Raw genomic sequence first — 16,616 nt, 5'->3', positions numbered from 1 at the left:
CCAAATATGATCATAACAGTAGCCTAGTATATGCATAATTTATACCAAAAAACACTTTTAGTAATGAAACAAAAACGACCATCCCTCGGAAAAATACCGAGAAATGGCCGCAGCTTTAACAATGTTTTATTATTTATGTTTACCTGAACAACTCACAATAAAGTTGGCTCCCCTACCCGTTCATCCAAGTTCAGCTCTACCAGTTGACCGGCTTGTGTCAATCCTGCACCAAAGCCATACATCAGAATCTTTTGCCCGTTCTTTACTTTACCTTCACGTATACCTAAATCAAGAGCTAAAGGAATCGTTGCGGCAGAAGTATTGCCAAAATTCACAAGACTATGCAGCACTTGCTCCATCGGATAGTTCATACGCTCGCAAATCGGCTCAATCATTCTCATATTTGCGCTGTGCGGAATAAACCAATCGACTTGCTCCAGACCCAATTCTGCTTTTTCAAGCAGCTGCTGTACACCGAGAGGAACGGTTCTGACCGCCCAGCGAAACACCTCGCGTCCGTTCTGTACCAGCATCTGTGTATCTATCAGTTCAATATTGTTCACTTTATGGGCTAGACCCGTGCGATACACATGATGCGCTCCGCTGCCATCACTAGTTAGCTGATAGCCCAGAAAGCCCGTCGATTGCTTATCACTCTCCACAAGCACTGCACCGGCTCCATCACCAAAAAGGATACATGTACTGCGATCAGTATAGTCTGTAATCTTGGAGATCGTATCCGCACCAATCACTAGAACCTTACGGTGCATCCCTGAAGCAACATAGCTATGAGCCGTATGAAGTGCATATACAAAACCCGCACAGGCTGCGCTCAAATCCATAGCTCCAGCAGTCTGTTGGATATTTAAGCGATCTTGAATCAAAGAAGCTACTGAGGGAAAGGAAAAATCAGGTGTACTAGTAGCTACAAGGACCATATCCACATCCTCAACGCTTTTTCCATAACGTTTCATTAGATCCTGTACTGCAGCTACACATAAATCGCTTGTGTATTCATCCTGTCGACTAATTCTGCGTTCACGAATTCCAGTCCGCCCCACAATCCACTCATTATTAGTATCCACCATCTGCTCAAGATCGGCATTCGTCAGTCTTTTTGCCGGGACATAGGTTCCGATAGCTGTAATTTTTGCACCTGTCATTCCAATCACCTCTTCATTTAGTATCTGATATTAGTACTTGGTACTAATTATAACTCTACACCTGCTATAAAGTAAAGAAAGCCGGTAAAGCAGCATGGCTTCCCGGCACCTTCAATACAAGTCTCGAACCACTTAAGCACGATTTACTTTGCGGTGTTTTCTTTTTCTGACGAAAAATAGAATCGCAGCAATGATCACCACCACTAAGATGATTAACACGATCACAATATTCCATACATTCGGCACATAAACCTGCATTTTGATCGGCTCCGTATCCCCCAGCGTAACATTCCAGGTTAGTGTTCTGCCTTCATCAACAGCTGCATTATTATCACCAATTAGATCTATTGGCAACGTTAATTTAAAATCAAATGCCAAGTTTTTCAGCACCGCCCGAATAATCGGCTTTGATAAACTCAATGTCCCCATGTTATCCATAATGGTATCCATATAGCTATTAAATTGAGGCTGCGCCTCAACATCATACTTGGTATATAACAAATTCTTTTTAGTAACGAGCTGTAGATCCACAATATCCAGCCCCATAGAGGTTGAACCCATATCCTCAATTGAAGCGTAATTTTTCTGGATTTGATAGATTGTAGACTTACCTTCTTGTCTTTTCTCTAGTTGAATCCCTTCCTCCTTCAGTTTGTCTGTCAGACGCTTCTCCATTTTATCGTTGATCAAAGCTTCTGTTCGGGAATCCAATTTCACATTCATTGCTAAATCTACGCTCTGATTCTTATTCACCGTGACGTGAACGGTGCCATTAGAACATCCCGATATTAATATCATCATTAAGAGCAGTGTTAGGATCGTCAAGCCTCTCCATTTTAACGGCATTTTCCTCAAACCCTTCAGTAGTATGTATTCATAAATCGCTACCCATGCTCTAAAGGCTAACTCATTTATCCCTTTGAATCAAACTTAATATAAATTAATCCTAAATATTCGCAGAAAAAAGAGGTTATCTCAAACTTTCCTCCCTCTCCAGCGCATTAGAACAAGCATCCCCCGTAAAAATTCATCAGCAATCATACAGCAGTAGATCCCTGTGAGCCCCCAGCCTAAGCTGATTCCAAACCAGTAAGAACATCCCACTCCAATAATGGACATAGACACGATAGAAGTATACATCGTATAACGGGTATCGCCGATGGCGTTCAGCGCATTACCCATTCCCATGTTCAGCATTTTGCAAGGTTGCAGTAGGAGTTTCAGGGCCAGTAGGGAAATCCCAATCGTAATAATCCGCGGGTCGGAAGTGAAATAACCTAGCAGATTCCTGCCGAAAAGAAATAGCAGTAACATGTTCGCTGATACAATGGCCAAGCCGATATACAGCGTGCATAATAGCGGTTTGCATCAACCTTATAGTTTTTCCGTCGGTCCAGCAAGCCCGGCCGTGCCTGAGCACCTGTCGGTCCCTGTATCCCTTGTGCTCCTTGAGATCCTTGCACTCCAGTCGCACCTGTTGCTCCACCAGCAATTAGTAAATAATCTGACGAACTACCGGGCGTTACTGGTGCAGCCGGCGATGGCGCAATTGTACCAATCCGCCACATCAAATAACACATTTACTCCTATTCCAGGCGCAATAGTACCACTTCCATCTATTACCGGTACTATTATTTTAGGAACTTTTGTCAGCGGAATTACGAATGGTATCAATTTCGCTGTAACACCACAGACACGTCTTCTTATGGTATTCTCAGCCACTGCTACAGGTCTTACCCTTGTAAATACAGTCACTGGTTATGCAAGTGCAGGCTTTACTATTGTATAATCACTAACACAAACAAAAGCATCTGCCCTCCCACCAAAGGAGTGACAGATACTTTTGTTGAAAATTAATGATGCATTAGCTTTCTAATCTTTCGGATTTAGAAGCCGCTGTTCTTCAGCTTACCCATAACCTTATCGATTTCCTCTTTAGTCGTATACCGTCCCACACTAAAACGAACCGCTCCCTGCCCAATACTTGCTGAGACATTCATTGCCTTTAGAACAGGTGAAATCAATGTTTCTCCAGAATGACAAGCTGAGCCTGTTGAGGCAGCCACATCTTCTAGCGAAGCGATCAGTTCGTGACCCACCGCTCCAAGAAAACTAACATTAAGCGTGTTGGGCAATCGCTTATGCCTATGACCATTCAGGTGAATTCTATCACCAAAAGTCTCCTGCAATCTATCATAGAAATAATCAGCAACTTCTTTCACATTCTCTCTGGAAGCGGAGTCCGAAGCAAGCTCACAGGCTTTTCCTAATCCAATAATATAAGGTGTGTTTTCGGTGCCTGCCCGTCTCCCCTGCTCATGCCCCGCTCCGTGAATTAATGGTTCGATGTGAATACCCTCTCGGATGTACAATGCTCCAATCCCTTTTGGCGCATATAATTTATGGCCTGCCAACGTTAGAAAATCCACCCCTAACTCAGCCACATCAAGCTCTACCTTTCCAGCGGACTGCGAAGCATCGGTATGTACAAGGACACCCCGTTCGTGGCAAACCTCGGCTATTTCTTTGATCGGCTGAATCGTGCCCGTTTCGTTGTTAGAGTGCATAATGGAGACAAGTATGGTTTGATCTGTAAGCTGCTTTTTCACATCGTCTACCTGCACCATTCCATACGTGTCAACAGGTACATAAGTAATCGTATAGCCCAACTGCTCCAGATACTGACACGGCTTAATCACCGCAGGATGCTCCACAGTAGACAGGATAATGTGATTGCCTTTATGTCGATACGTTTGGGCAACTCCCTTAATGACAGTATTATTCGACTCGCTGCCCCCGCTTGTAAAAAGCACCTCGCCCGGCGCACAATTCAGGAAATTAGCCACCTGTGTTCTTGCACGCTCGATTCCGAGTTTAGCTTCTTGTCCCAAAGAATGACTGCTAGAAGGATTCCCAAAATGACCATAAAGATAAGGAATCATAACCTCTGCTACTTCCTTATCTACAGGTGTTGTAGCGTTATAGTCTAAATAGATCATTTGTTACGCCGAGCCTCCTCTAAACCCCTCATACTTTACGATACATAAAGCTTATACCTTCTGATTACTTAAAAAAGAGCGCACCGCAGCCTCAGCTTCATCCAAATTATTCACCTTAAAGGTAACTCTCTCAATGCCTTCATACTGAGTAGACGTATAATCGTATTTAGGATCATAGTAGTATTCTAGCAGCAGCGCCACAGCCTCTCCGAACAAATCAGCTTGCAAGCACCGCTCGATTTCCGCCGCAATGGGGATATGAATTCGGGATTTGATACTTCGAAATGCTGAAATGCACTGTTCTTTATATTCTTCTGGTCTGTAATCCTCAAGGATTTGCTGAACTCTGGCTTGTAGTGGCATCTCAATCCAAATCTGTGTCCCAATCTCTTTCTGCTCAGCCATGAATGGGGGCATTACGACCTTACCAATCTTTTTGCTTTCCGCTTCAAACAGTACATAAGGAGCATCCCCAAGCTTAATTAATTCCTCCAAAAGAAGACTATCGAACGTTTTCTGATTGTTTGCATGAAGTCCGATCTCGCCAAAGATAGAACCGCGATGACCCGCCATTCCTTCCAAATCGAGAACAGGATAGCCTTGTGCCTTTAGGCGGTGTAGCAGGTTGGTTTTACCTGTACCCGTATTCCCGTGAATCACATAAGGCTTCGCCTTGAATTCATAGGACTCCAGTTCATCAAGTACCCATTTACGGTAAGCTTTATAGCCGCCAATCAGTCGGTAAGCGTGAATATCCATTAAAGAAAGTACGGTCGCAGTTGTACGGCTGCGCATACCTCCCCTCCAGCAGAATACAGCCTTGTCCCCTTGAATCGCAGCAAATTCTTTGACAAAAGAAGGCAGCTTCGCCGCAGCAATCTCCAAACCGCGTTCTTTCGCAGCCTGCACACTTGTCTGTTTATACAATGTACCTACTTCAGCTCGTTCCTCATCGTCAAAAAAAGGAATATTCAGGCTCTCCGGCAATGTCGAATCTTTATATTCTGAAGGAGATCGAACGTCGATAACGGTAATCTGCTTCTTATTCTTTAACACTCTTAGTTCTTCCAGTGTAATATCCTGAAACAATGCGCTCTCTCCTCTGGTGGCTAACTTCTTAGGTCGCCTCTAAGCTGAACTCCAGCGTTATTGCACAGCTATAACTGCAATCTGACCCGGATGTTCTTCCGTTACTTCTCCGATCAATGCCGCTTCTACACCTGCATCTACTAACTCTTTCAGCAAATCCTCACTTTGTTCAGGGGCAACAGAGATCAGCAATCCTCCGGAAGTCACAGCATCACACAGAATATAGCGGCTTAGTTGGTCCATTTCTTCCGGATAAAGAATACTGCCCTCCAAATGGGCAAAGTTATTCTTAGTGCCGCCTGGAACAAAGCCCTGCTCCGCGAGCTCTCTTACTCTTGGCAGCATCGGTACATCCCCTTGACGAATAATCAATCCGTGATTGCTCCCTTTTGCCATTTCCGAGGCGTGTCCCAGCAGTCCAAATCCGGTAACATCTGTACAAGCATGTACATCATAGGGCTCCATGATTTCAGCCGCTTTTTTATTCAGTGTAGACATGACTGTCGTAAGGCGCACAGTTTCTTCAGGGGATAGCTGATCCTTTTTAATGGATGTTGTTAAGATACCTACACCGATAGGCTTCGTTAGAATCAGTTTGTCTCCTACCTGCGCACCTGCATTCGTTCTTACTTTGTCCGGATGCACAAGGCCTGTAACAGCCAATCCAAATTTAGGCTCTTTATCGTCGATGGAATGTCCGCCCACAAGCGTTGCTCCTGCTTCCTGCACTTTATCTGCTGCACCGCGCAAAATGTCACCGAGAATGCTTTTGTCCAGAACAGAAATAGGGAAGGCCACAATATTAAGCACCGTAAGCGGCTTACCGCCCATAGCATAAATATCACTTAACGCATTAGCTGCTGCAATTTGCCCAAAGGAATAAGGGTCGTCCACGATCGGCGTGAAAAAATCAACAGTCTGCACTAACGCTAGATCATCACTTAATCGATATACCCCAGCGTCATCACTAGTATCCAGACCTACAAGTAGATCCGGGTTAGGAACGGTTGGTGGCAGACTGCGAATAACCTGCATGAGATCAGCGGGACCGATTTTGCAGCCGCAGCCCCCTTTTGAAGATAATGAGGTCAATTTTATAGTTTCGGCTTGAGACATCATGACTCAGCTCCTTTAGATAGTTAATGTCGAATACCTTTAATCTTACATCAGTAGACAGTATTGCACAAAATACAAATATACAAAAGAACGCCCCGTAGCCAGTTCATACTCCCCGGCTATGAGACGCCCCTCACTTAAACCCTACCCGTCCATATAAGAATATGCAAGCTCCAATGCTTCCTCCACTAAAATTAACTAATCTGCTGAGCCTCCTGCTGTTTCTCCAAAAACCGCTGAAGTATAGCATTAAATTTCTCCGGCTGACACAGATTACTAGGATCTAATGCGTTAGGAATAATCACTAACTGAGCATGTGGCAGTTGAGACACCATTTCCTTCATACAGTTAACTCCAAATTCACTAAAGTCACCGACAATACATAACGCCGGACGCTTAAAAGACTTTAAGCATCTAGTGTAATCCACATGGCTCGTAGCCAGCCTTTGCCGGTACAATTCCCGTGGACGTTTATCGAGAAGTCCTCTTCTAATCTCGTTATAAGCCAGGTTCCAGCGTTCCCTATACATCATACGAATCGAAGGCAATACAAGCTCACTTGGGGCGTAATACATTAACCAACTACAATATGCAGCCAGAAGCTGGATTTTACCGATTATCGTTGACGCCTGACTTCTACAAAAGCTATCCGCGACAACAATCGCTTTTACTCGTTCAGGATATTGTTTCGCAATATGTTGAACGACGAGCCCGCCATAGGCACTCCCAACAAAAACAGCCTCACAAATGCCCAGATCATTCAATAACATAATTATATCTAGGCATTGAGTTTCAATAATTTCGTTTGGAGCCTGCAGCAATTCACCTGATTTGCCATTCCCCCGTAAATCGCACAGAATCACTTTATATTTATCAGAAAAATATTCCAATTGCGGCTTGAACATACTATGTGTTAATCCATGTCCATGGATAAACACAACCGGAGTCCCTGTTCCATTGATTTCGTAATAGAGCGAAGTTCCATTCAGTTTAGCAATAGGCAAAGTTAACACCTCTTTCATAGATAGGTTCTACATCTATATGTGCTTATGAACGCAGCAAAAAACCACAGAGGGATTCTCTGTGGCTATTCATCATCAAATACGCCATTCATCCTCTCTCCATACGCTTACGAGGTTAGCTGTCGGATTCGGGCAGTGAGAGTTGCCCTACCTGCATGGATGCATTACTATGCACCTGGAACAGGATTCACCCCATAACTAGTACCGATTGTTACACTGGTTCCCAGTTGTTGGTTCCCCCGCTTTCCTTAACGGAAATTAAGCGGACTTCTTATGTAATTGTCAGTTATGTGATGAATCATACTCCGTGTAAGGTTTCTTGTAAAGTTGAGCCGTGGGCAAAATAATGTTGAAAGCCATGCTTTTCATTTCATATTGAGCATACACTTCGTTTTCTCTTTCTTTTGCTCTTGTTTACTCGGTTTATTAAGAAGAAACGGTTATCGTCCTTTACAGACGATAACCGTTCTCGTAAAAATATAAGGATATTCATAGTTGCGCAGCATATAAATCTTATATTTCAAGAAAACCGAGTGGCCTTCAGAGATCAATCCCTGAACGAGTCGGCTTCTATATTCAATCATATGGCTTTAACAGATCGGCGTTTTTCAATGCAAGCTCCCAGCTTGGAAAAAAGAACAGCGCACTTCTCATAAGATCAGGATCGCTTTGCTTCACTTGTTTTTGCCTTCGACTTTGATTTCGACGGATTATACCAGCTGATAAATCGGTTGTTCTGCAATGAAACAGGTAGAAATCATCGGGTATTTCTCTGCCAGAACTTCAGCCAAATATTTCATCCCCGGGGCTTCACTCTCCGCATGACCTAACATGATCAGCGCATTCGATCTACCTTGATGCACTGCATCCCTCACATATTCCGGGGTTTCCCACTCCGGTCCCTCGCCAGCAATAATCAAATCAAGATGGTGCTGATTAAAAAGAGGAATAGCCATCGTCCCACCTCCTCTGTAACCTACTAATATCCCCACATGTCTGCATGTCTGGGATAGGTCCCCAGCAACACGTACATAGGAGATGCTTAGCTTTCTTTTGATATACTCGGCAGCTTCACTTACTGTCATGGCAGGAATCGTTAGGATTGAAGCAGTTGCTTGCTGCTCATCCACATAGGCTGACCACCCAAGTTCTCGCAGCAAACCCACCATGATCCCATCCGGTTGATGCCGATGCCAATAATCATGATAACGAAAAATAGCCAGTTCAGAACGCTCGATTAAACTCCGTTTCGCGAGATAAACAGGGTCACCCTCTAACCACTCGCTTGTCTCATGATGACTGTAAAACACACCTTCATGTGTGATCAACAAATTGGCGTTCATAGCAACCGCTCGTTCCACAACATATTGCGTAGCAGAGAATGCCGTAATCATCCCTGTAATCACCGTTTCTGGATTCCCCGGCTTAAGAGTATCCACAGTCTCATCTATCTGTTCCATAGTTCCCATTAAATCTTCCAGAATCGTTCTAATTGTCACGCTCACTTTAATCCTCCCTTTGAGATCTATTCTATTAATCTATCAACGTAAAAATAACCCGCCCTTAATCGATATAAGGACGGGTTTAGTTCACTTTCAAGCGAACAATACGCTCTATGATTTCGTGGCAGAGCCGATAATCCGGTGGAAAGCTGGCTTCGGCTTATGCCCTTCATCGAATAGGAACGGCCAGTTCTTCCGACCACGAACAGGGAAATCATCCAGCCAGGTATAGTCATCTGCGGCTCCCCAGAACGTGACTGAACTAATGACGTCGCGGTATTCTCTCAGCAGTGTGAACATCGCTTCGTATCTATCTGCCTGCAGCTCGAGGAGATCAGTAGGCGCTACCTTTAAATCCATTCGTCTGTCATCGAAACGGAACATGGATACATCCAGCTCAGTCAATTGGAGCTGAAGTCCTAAGGATGCATATTTTTCGATCGCTGACGAATATCATCCAGACTAGGATCGTATAAATTCCAGTGTGCTTGCAATCCGACGCCATGGATTGGCACGCCTTGTTCCAATAGCGACTTCACCAGTTTATAGATTTTGTCACGCTTTAATGGATGGGATTCGTTATAGTCATTGTAGAACAACAATGCCTTTGGATCGGCTTCATGCGCAAATTCAAACGCTTTGGTGATAAAGTCTGGGCCCACAATGTCGAGCCACTTCGACTGGCGAAGAAGTTCTTCTCCCTCATCAGCGATTACCTCGTTTACAACATCCCAAGCATAAATTTCTCCCTTATAGCGTCCTACAACGGTCTGAATATGTGATTTAACTCGTGTAAGCAGAATCTCTTTGCTTACAGGTCCTCCGTCCTTATCCTCAAACAGCCAGTCCGTAGTCTGATTGTGCCAGATTAGGGTATGTCCGCGCATCGCCATATGATGTTCCCGTGCGAAGGCAACCAGCTGGTCTGACACCCCAAAGTTATAAATATCCTCAAGTGGATGGAGACTTTCAAACTTCATCTCATTCTCAGCGGTAATACTATTGAAATGATAGGCGAGTAAGTGTTCCTGTGATTGTATCGTCAATGGGTTAACGGCTGCGCCAATCATAAAATCCTCTGCGAATACCTTCTTTAGTGCAGGCTCTATAAAATCACTAGCTTGTCTCAACAATCTTCCTCCTACCAAACGTATTTATATTCCGTATTCGAAACATTATGAACGATAATCGAACCAATCAAAGTAGGCAGGTACCTCAGCCACTTTGCCATGACCTGTCGCATATAAGCCAATAAGGACACCAGTAAATCCGTTTCCTTTTACAGCTTGAGGAGATAATGGGTAAGATGCCGCTGTAGATAGCTTATTCCAATCCTGCCCATTCAAGGAGAACGATAAGGTGTATTCGGTAAGATCTGCCTGTATTTTCAGATAAATTTGCTCAGCTATAGTTGGCACTTCTGCTTCTATACGGGTTATTCCATCAATGGTTAATTGTGCTGCAATGACTCTGTGACCATCTTTTTGTACCAATCCAACCTCATAATGTGCACGCTCATCCAATCTAGCACAAAGTCCAGCCTCTTCACCGTCCGCACTAGGATTAAACTCCAGGAATGTGCTCCATTCTGCTGAAGTATGCTGCTGTCTTCTTCCTATAAAAGCCACTTGCCCGATATCATTAAGACCTTCAGGTTGACCCCGAAGAGATAGCCATCCCGGACGTTCATCTAAAGACCAGCTTGCTTCAGCGGGATTCCGAAGAAAGGCTAATGATAAAGGCAATACATCGTTATCAAAGTCATATCTTCCGCTAGAAGCAGGTTTAGGAGAGGAACCGGGAACCCGCGGCACCTTCATTTCCAATCCCACAATATCTTCATTATTATCAATCATCGGCCATCCGTCTTCATTCCACTTTACAGGAGCAAGAAAAGTTTCTCTTCCTAGCACCGTATACTTGGATTCCACTAGTCTTACGCCAAGAAATACGGCCCACCAATCCCCGTTCTGGTCCTCGATTAAATCGGCATGACCCAAGTACTGAATGGGATTTTTTCGTGGGATTAGACAAAGGCTGGCATCTTTTACAAGGTCTATATGACGCTAACAAAGCTTCTTTGGCTGTTGCGAAAAACTCGCAATTTTCTTTATAAGGCTTTTTAGCGGGGCAAGTTGGCCTGCACATAATACCTGTTATTTTTACGCCAAGCTCTTGCAATTCAACATTTGAAATCATACCATCCATTACCATAACATTTACAGGCAGTGGTGACTGCTGCACAAAATATTCAATCAAGTTTCGATCGGTGAGTCCCGGTATAAAAATCCCATCCGCTCCAGCAGCAGCGTAAGCACTGGTACGCTCTATTGCTTCATTCACTAAATCCAAAGAATGCTTCCCATTTTTGAAAAAGAGATCGGTTCTGGCGTTAATAAACACACTCTTTTGAAGTTTAGCTGCCACTTGGTGTATAGTTCGAATACGATGACTTTGTTCCTCTATTGCCCATAATTCATCATTCGGATGATTCACCTTTTGATCCTCGAAATTGATCCCACATATATCTAGTTGGAATAATTGTTCTATGTTATTGGCTAAGGACTCTTCATTTACAGCATACCCACCCTCAATATCTACCGTCAATGGCACAGATACATGTTCTGCTATTCTCGAAACAGACCACAGTAGCTGCTCAAATGAGAGCTGTTCACCATCTGAATACCCCCATGCGTCCGCCATAGCGAAGCTGCTTGTGGCAATAGCCTTTGAACCTGCTTTTTCTATCGCATTAGCCGAAGCTACATCCCAGCAGTTATACAGCATTAGCGGATTTTCTTGATCGTGCAAAGATTTAAAATAGTCATAGTCATTTCTGTTCATGAGTGGTCATCTCCATTAAATAGAATAGCACCACTATATAATAGACAATGATTCGCCATACCAGAAAAATTAACACCAATCTTTTTTCGCAAAAAAAAACACCGATTGATGATCTCATCCTATAAGGACCTGATCATACCATCGGTGTTAGTATACAGTTTAAAGTTCTACCTTACGGAGTGATTGTTTGGAGGATGGTTTAGGTGACTTTTCCCCTGTTCGCATCGGTATGATTTGTGGTGCAGCAATTCCGATCAGAACAACGAAAATTCCAACCCAGCGCAGCAGGGATACTTCTTCTTGCAGGACTAACACGGAGGCTACTACAGCTGCCGGCAACTCCGCCGCTCCAAGAATCGTTCCCAAACCTGATCCCAGTTTAGGAACACCAATAGAAAAGAAAAGCACAGGAATAACTATCCCAAGCAACCCTAAAGGAAGACCATACTTCCAAAGTCCATCTGTAAGCGCTCCGTCATAAATAAAGGAAGGCGAAAAAACAACCATAATAATAATCATTGCGCTTGTAGTCATATACAAGCTTTTATTCACAGCAGGTACCTGCGTAGCCACTCTTCCACTAACAAAAATATAAAAGGCAAACGACACCGCAGACATCAAACCGAAAACAATACCACTCATAGTCATTTCGCCTACACTAGGTTCTAGAATCCCCCCAGCTAATATGGTTCCTATCAAAAGGATAACCATTGAAATTATTTTCTCTCGACTAGGCCATTTTCTATCTACAACAGCCTCCAGAATCACACCAATCCAAGTAAATTGGAATAAGAGAACGATCGCAATCGAAGCAGGTAATTGTTCAACGGCAAACCCATAGAAAATACCCGTCATACTTATGGTAATCCCTGCGCCTAACAACGAAGCACCTATCTTTAACCCGAGTTTTTTTCGGGAAAATAATACAACTAACAAGAGCAGCATGCACCACCCAAAAAAGTATTGCGACCCGACCAGTTGCTGCATTCTAAAGCCATCGTTCATTCCAAGCTTGACGATCGTAGACAGCGATCCATAACTACATGCTCCTATAAATACTAGTAAAGCATATTTGAGTAACTTCATATTCATCTTAATTTTCTTTCCTTTCTATTGAACCGCCCTATTGAACCGTCCAAATCACATAATAAAGCCCCTTGTCATCGAAATGACAAGGGGCGACTGAAACCAAAGAATACATCTTTGACAAAATTCCGCCACTCCATCCACTGGATAGAGTTTGGTTTATTTACTTATAACAATACGAATTATAATATGATAAATCACACAGGGTGTCAACTTGAAATGTTTACAATAACTTTATTTCGGCTATATTTCAAACTCTTCTGTTGAATTTGAAAGACCACCATTCTGTACACCGCTATTATTGGCTACAGCAAGAACATACACCTTATATTTGACACCTTTAACAATTGAATCTCCGTTAACATCCCTTGTCGCAGTGAATATTGAAGGATTCGTCCCGTTAGGGGTTACAGACGTATAATACGAGGATCTCACCTCAATAGCATCCGCAGAACCAAACCCTTGTTTAGAAGGAACCACCAATACTCGATATTCTGAAATATTGGACTCATTGGCTGATTTTACGAAACTAATCAGGATTCTGCCATTGTCCTCTTTATAAGTTACATTGGTTACAGAGATCACTGGGCTCTTAGTCGTAGATAACGTAATGGCTGATGATTCCCCGGATATTGCATTTGGACCCGCATAATTTCCGTTGCCGACAGATAATACATACACTTTATAACTAATTCCAGCCTTTATTAAATTACCACGTACGTCTCTGGCGGAAGAATCTAATACTTGACTGGTACTGCTGCCTGATGTACTTACCGAGGTGTAATTAGCACTGGATACATTATTTGCATCAGACAGGCTAAAGCTACTGTAATCTGACGTAGGTACCACCATAATCCGGTATTGGTTGATGTACGTTTCATCTGTGGCATGGCTAAACGACACTTTCAAATCCCGGCCATCGCCATAGTCATTCACATCGCTAACACTCAAGTTTGTAATGGCTTTCACGCTAGAATCATTCAACAAAGTAATAACCGATGAAGCGGAAGAGAGCACATTCGAATCCCAATAAATCCCGCTTCCGATGGATAACACATATACTCTATAGCTAGTTCCATTCTTTATCGAAGCTCCGAGAACGTCTCTAGTTGACGAATTCAATACTTGACTGGTAGAAGACCCAGATGTACTCACCGATGTATAGTTGCTACTTGATACATTATTCGCTTCAGCTAAACTAAAGCTACTGTAATAGGATGTTGGTACTACCATAATCCGATACTGGCTAATATAGGTTTCGTCCGTTGGATGAGTGAAGGACACTCTCAAATCTCGGCCATCACCATAGTCGTTAACGTCACTGACACTCAAGTTTGAGACGATACTCACACTAGAATCATTCAACAACGTAATGACCGATGAAGGTGACGAAAGTACATTGCCTCCAGTATTACTGCCACTTCCAATAGATAAGATATATACTTTATAGTTGACTCCATTCTTTATCAAAGCTCCACGTACGTCTCTGGTTGACGAAGTCAATACTTGATTGGTTGTAGTACCTGTTGTACTCACTGCTGTATAGTAACTACTTGATACATTATTCGCTTCGGCTAAACTAAAGCTACTGTAATATGACGTCGGAACTACCAGGATACGATACTGGCTAATATAGGTTTCGTCCGTCGCATGAGTAAATGATACCTTCAAATCTCGGCCATCATTATAGTTGTTAACGTCGCTAACATTTAAGTTAGAAACCCCTATGTTGGACAGCGTAATTGCAGATGAAACAGAAGACAACACATGATTAGCTGCATTACTGCTGTCAATCGCCATGACAAACACTCTGTAGCTGACACCTGTTTTAACAAGAGCTCCGTCCACATCTCTGGCTCCTGAGGATAAAATTTGGCTAATATTATTACCCGTCTTGCCGACAAGCGTGTAATTAGCACTGGACACATTATTTGCTGTCGCTAAATTAAAATTTGAATAATTAGTAGCTTTGACAACGAATATCCGATAAGAACTTATCTTTGACTCATCTGACAGCTTATTAAAGCTTACCGATAAATCTCTTCCATCTCCATAATCACTTATATCATTTACTTGTACATTACTTATTGCTGCTACAGTCTTATTCACTAGTGTCATAGTGGAGGACCCACTAGAAAGTGCACTGGCATTACTTCCTTTGCCAACGGTCAAGACATAAGCCACATACGCTTGATCACTCTTAATTAAATCACCATCAACAGTCCTCGAAGCAGAAGTCAATTTAATCGAAGGATTAGTACCTGTTGGTAATACAGTAGAGTAATTGTAAGAGGCTATCGTTTGTGCGGACGACAAATTGAGAATATTCCCTGATTTCACAATCAAAACACGGTAATGATCTACTAGTGACTCATTTGCCGCTCGAGTGAAGCTAACCTGAAGATCACGACCATCACCGAAATCACTGACATCCTGCGCTGCTACGTTGGATACTGGCCCTGCATTTCCAACGTTCGAGGCTGAAGTCGTTATAGTTACAACTTGCGTCTTGGGGTTCCATCCCACTTCATGGCCCAGTGCTTCACTGACGAACCTTGTTGGAACCATCGTTCTCCCCTTCAGATTCAAACCAGGCACGTCTAGCGTTACAGCCTTATTGTTAATTGTGGCTGTCTTGGATCCAATCTTTAACATAATCGTTGTGTTATCTTTAGTTGCAGTTACAGTTTGTGCTTTTTGATTCCACTTGATGGTAGCATTAAAGGCTTCAAAAATAGCCCGCAGTGGCACCATCGTCCGCCCATTCACCATCACCGGTGCTTGATCTGTAGACAATCGAACCCCGTCAATAATAATACTGATCGGAGTAGCAGCCTTTACAGAGGATTGAAACATCATCGGAAAGACTACTAAAACTACTAAAATTGAAATCCATAACTTCTTCACAGATTCACCCTCCTGGAATGACGAATACATTTTTTACCTACTCATCTGACGCTTCTAACTATATATAAGTTTCATGATTTATAGGTTACAAAAAAATAATCTATAATCCTCTCCATCCTCTATACCCCTCTTAGAAAAGAAAAAGGAAAGAGCGGTGTGCTCTTTCCTCAGAGTGTCGAGAAACCCAGGTCATTTTAAGATCTTGGGTTTCTTTTCATGTTTAGGTAGCTATAAAATCGGGAAAATAGGGGGATTACCCCTGCTTCTCCAAGCGATCCAGGTGGATCGCCATCTTCTTCATATTCTGCACGACTGCCGTCATCAGTGCTTGCTCCCTGACGTTACGGAGTCCGCGCAAACGGCAATAGCGAAACCCATGGAGCTCTTTAGCATCCGCGAAGCTTCGCTCAATCGTTTCTTTTCGTTTGCGGTACAGCTGCTTGCCAGACTTGCTGAGCCGGTTATTCCGGACCCAATCTTTACTGTCCTCCCAAACGTGCCGGGTTACCACCTTCCGGTGATTTCGGGACTGTGTACATTGATCCAGTAACGGGCAACTTTTGCAATGCTCCGGATCGGAAGCATACTGCCGGTAACCTTTGCGGTCTGTGGTTCGGTATTTCAATTCATGACTCGCTGGACAAACATACAGATTACGTTCGGGATCAAAGGTAAACTTCCACTTTGGAAACAAGCCTTGCTTGGGATGAAACCTCCGGTGAGCAATCACGGCAAAGATCTTTCGACTTTGTAGCCCTCGACAAATAGGTGTAGTCAAATATCCTGAATCAAGTGCAACAGCCTCAACGGCAAACCCAAAACGTGCTTGCTGGCGATCTAAACGCGACAAATAGGGCACGGAATCATGAACATTTCCGGGCGTTACGT

Annotated in this window: 14 protein-coding genes, 3 pseudogenes and 1 riboswitch; of the genes and pseudogenes, 1 reads left to right on the top strand and 16 read right to left on the bottom strand. The window is 43.3% G+C overall.

What is annotated here, in order from left to right; genetic code table 11:
• Positions 1-152: 152 nt before the first annotated feature.
• The 3 genes from L1028_RS28185 to L1028_RS28175 all read right to left on the bottom strand — a co-directional run bounded on the left by L1028_RS28185 (position 153) and on the right by L1028_RS28175 (position 2,477).
• On the bottom strand, positions 153-1,163 hold the full coding sequence (locus L1028_RS28185) for a ketoacyl-ACP synthase III (RefSeq protein ID WP_234541280.1): 1,011 nt from the start codon (positions 1,161-1,163) through the stop codon (positions 153-155).
• A gap of 132 nt (positions 1,164-1,295) precedes the next feature.
• The gene (locus L1028_RS28180) at positions 1,296-2,009 is read right to left on the bottom strand and encodes a hypothetical protein (protein WP_234541279.1); all 714 of its coding nucleotides are present in this window, start codon (positions 2,007-2,009) and stop codon (positions 1,296-1,298) included.
• 129 nt (positions 2,010-2,138) lie between these two features.
• Positions 2,139-2,477, bottom strand: a complete 339-nt coding sequence (locus L1028_RS28175) for an MATE family efflux transporter (protein WP_341482590.1) — start codon at positions 2,475-2,477, stop codon at positions 2,139-2,141.
• On the opposite strand from L1028_RS28175, the gene L1028_RS28170 reads away from it, so the two are divergent.
• Positions 2,476-2,952 (top strand): hypothetical protein, encoded by a 477-nt coding sequence (locus L1028_RS28170; protein ID WP_234541294.1) that lies wholly within the window; start codon positions 2,476-2,478, stop codon positions 2,950-2,952. The genes L1028_RS28175 and L1028_RS28170 overlap by 2 nt on opposite strands.
• A 97-nt stretch (positions 2,953-3,049) precedes the next feature.
• Here L1028_RS28170 and L1028_RS28165 read toward each other — a convergent pair whose 3' ends face one another.
• The 13 genes and pseudogenes from L1028_RS28165 to L1028_RS28105 all read right to left on the bottom strand — a co-directional run.
• Complete coding sequence (locus L1028_RS28165; RefSeq protein WP_234541278.1) at positions 3,050-4,162, bottom strand: cysteine desulfurase family protein; 1,113 nt, start codon at positions 4,160-4,162, stop codon at positions 3,050-3,052.
• A 51-nt stretch (positions 4,163-4,213) separates the two neighbouring features.
• Positions 4,214-5,251 (bottom strand): tRNA 2-selenouridine(34) synthase MnmH, encoded by a 1,038-nt coding sequence (gene mnmH / locus L1028_RS28160; protein ID WP_234541277.1) that lies wholly within the window; start codon positions 5,249-5,251, stop codon positions 4,214-4,216.
• A gap of 57 nt (positions 5,252-5,308) precedes the next feature.
• Positions 5,309-6,367 carry a selenide, water dikinase SelD gene (gene selD, locus L1028_RS28155; protein WP_234541293.1) on the bottom strand — a complete coding sequence of 353 codons (1,059 nt, stop codon included), beginning with the start codon at positions 6,365-6,367 and terminating at the stop codon, positions 5,309-5,311.
• A 194-nt stretch (positions 6,368-6,561) separates the two neighbouring features.
• Positions 6,562-7,371 (bottom strand): alpha/beta fold hydrolase, encoded by an 810-nt coding sequence (locus tag L1028_RS28150; RefSeq protein WP_234541276.1) that lies wholly within the window; start codon positions 7,369-7,371, stop codon positions 6,562-6,564.
• Between the two features lie 106 nt (positions 7,372-7,477).
• A riboswitch (cyclic di-AMP (ydaO/yuaA leader) is annotated at positions 7,478-7,664 on the bottom strand.
• Between the two features lie 165 nt (positions 7,665-7,829).
• Positions 7,830-7,973: a hypothetical protein gene (locus L1028_RS28145; protein ID WP_234541275.1), complete on the bottom strand. Its 144-nt coding sequence runs from the start codon at positions 7,971-7,973 to the stop codon at positions 7,830-7,832.
• A gap of 126 nt (positions 7,974-8,099) precedes the next feature.
• A complete protein-coding gene (locus L1028_RS28140) occupies positions 8,100-8,894 on the bottom strand; it encodes a Nif3-like dinuclear metal center hexameric protein (RefSeq protein ID WP_234541274.1) in 795 nt (264 codons plus the stop codon).
• A gap of 108 nt (positions 8,895-9,002) precedes the next feature.
• Positions 9,003-9,961, bottom strand: a pseudogene (locus L1028_RS28135) (endo-1,4-beta-xylanase).
• 105 nt (positions 9,962-10,066) lie between these two features.
• The gene (locus L1028_RS28130; protein ID WP_234541273.1) at positions 10,067-10,891 is read right to left on the bottom strand and encodes a beta-xylosidase family glycoside hydrolase; all 825 of its coding nucleotides are present in this window, start codon (positions 10,889-10,891) and stop codon (positions 10,067-10,069) included.
• Position 10,892: 1 nt separating this feature from the next.
• Positions 10,893-11,090 (bottom strand): annotated as a pseudogene (locus tag L1028_RS31790) (Ada metal-binding domain-containing protein); the annotation flags it as partial.
• Positions 11,064-11,735, bottom strand: a pseudogene (locus L1028_RS28120) (isocitrate lyase/PEP mutase family protein); the annotation flags it as partial. The pseudogenes L1028_RS28120 and L1028_RS31790, both read right to left, overlap by 27 nt.
• A 159-nt stretch (positions 11,736-11,894) precedes the next feature.
• Positions 11,895-12,821 carry an EamA family transporter gene (locus L1028_RS28115; RefSeq protein ID WP_234541292.1) on the bottom strand — a complete coding sequence of 309 codons (927 nt, stop codon included), beginning with the start codon at positions 12,819-12,821 and terminating at the stop codon, positions 11,895-11,897.
• 243 nt (positions 12,822-13,064) lie between these two features.
• Positions 13,065-15,728, bottom strand: coding sequence for a copper amine oxidase N-terminal domain-containing protein (locus L1028_RS28110; RefSeq protein WP_234541272.1), 2,664 nt, complete (start codon positions 15,726-15,728; stop codon positions 13,065-13,067).
• 253 nt (positions 15,729-15,981) lie between these two features.
• A partial coding sequence (locus L1028_RS28105) for a transposase (RefSeq protein WP_234541270.1) occupies positions 15,982-16,616 on the bottom strand: 635 nt, incomplete at its 5' end.

The sequence above is a fragment of the Paenibacillus pseudetheri genome, assembly GCF_924513355.1.
GTDB classification, from domain to species: domain Bacteria; phylum Bacillota; class Bacilli; order Paenibacillales; family Paenibacillaceae; genus Paenibacillus_AQ; species Paenibacillus_AQ pseudetheri.
Note: the sequence above shows the minus strand (reverse complement) of the source record. Positions and strands in the feature narration are given on the sequence as shown.

Bases quoted from the DNA above. Each gene is read 5' to 3' on its own strand.
- L1028_RS28185 (WP_234541280.1), bottom strand. From the start codon at position 1,163: ATGACAGGTGCAAAAATTACAGCTATCGGAACCTATGTCCCGGCAAAA.
- L1028_RS28180 (WP_234541279.1), bottom strand. From the start codon at position 2,009: ATGCCGTTAAAATGGAGAGGCTTGACGATCCTAACACTGCTCTTAATG.
- L1028_RS28170 (WP_234541294.1), top strand. From the start codon at position 2,476: ATGTTCGCTGATACAATGGCCAAGCCGATATACAGCGTGCATAATAGC.
- L1028_RS28175 (WP_341482590.1), bottom strand. From the start codon at position 2,477: ATGTTACTGCTATTTCTTTTCGGCAGGAATCTGCTAGGTTATTTCACT.
- L1028_RS28165 (WP_234541278.1), bottom strand. From the start codon at position 4,162: ATGATCTATTTAGACTATAACGCTACAACACCTGTAGATAAGGAAGTA.
- selD (WP_234541293.1), bottom strand. From the start codon at position 6,367: ATGTCTCAAGCCGAAACTATAAAATTGACCTCATTATCTTCAAAAGGG.
- L1028_RS28145 (WP_234541275.1), bottom strand. From the start codon at position 7,973: ATGATTGAATATAGAAGCCGACTCGTTCAGGGATTGATCTCTGAAGGC.
- L1028_RS28115 (WP_234541292.1), bottom strand. From the start codon at position 12,821: ATGAAGTTACTCAAATATGCTTTACTAGTATTTATAGGAGCATGTAGT.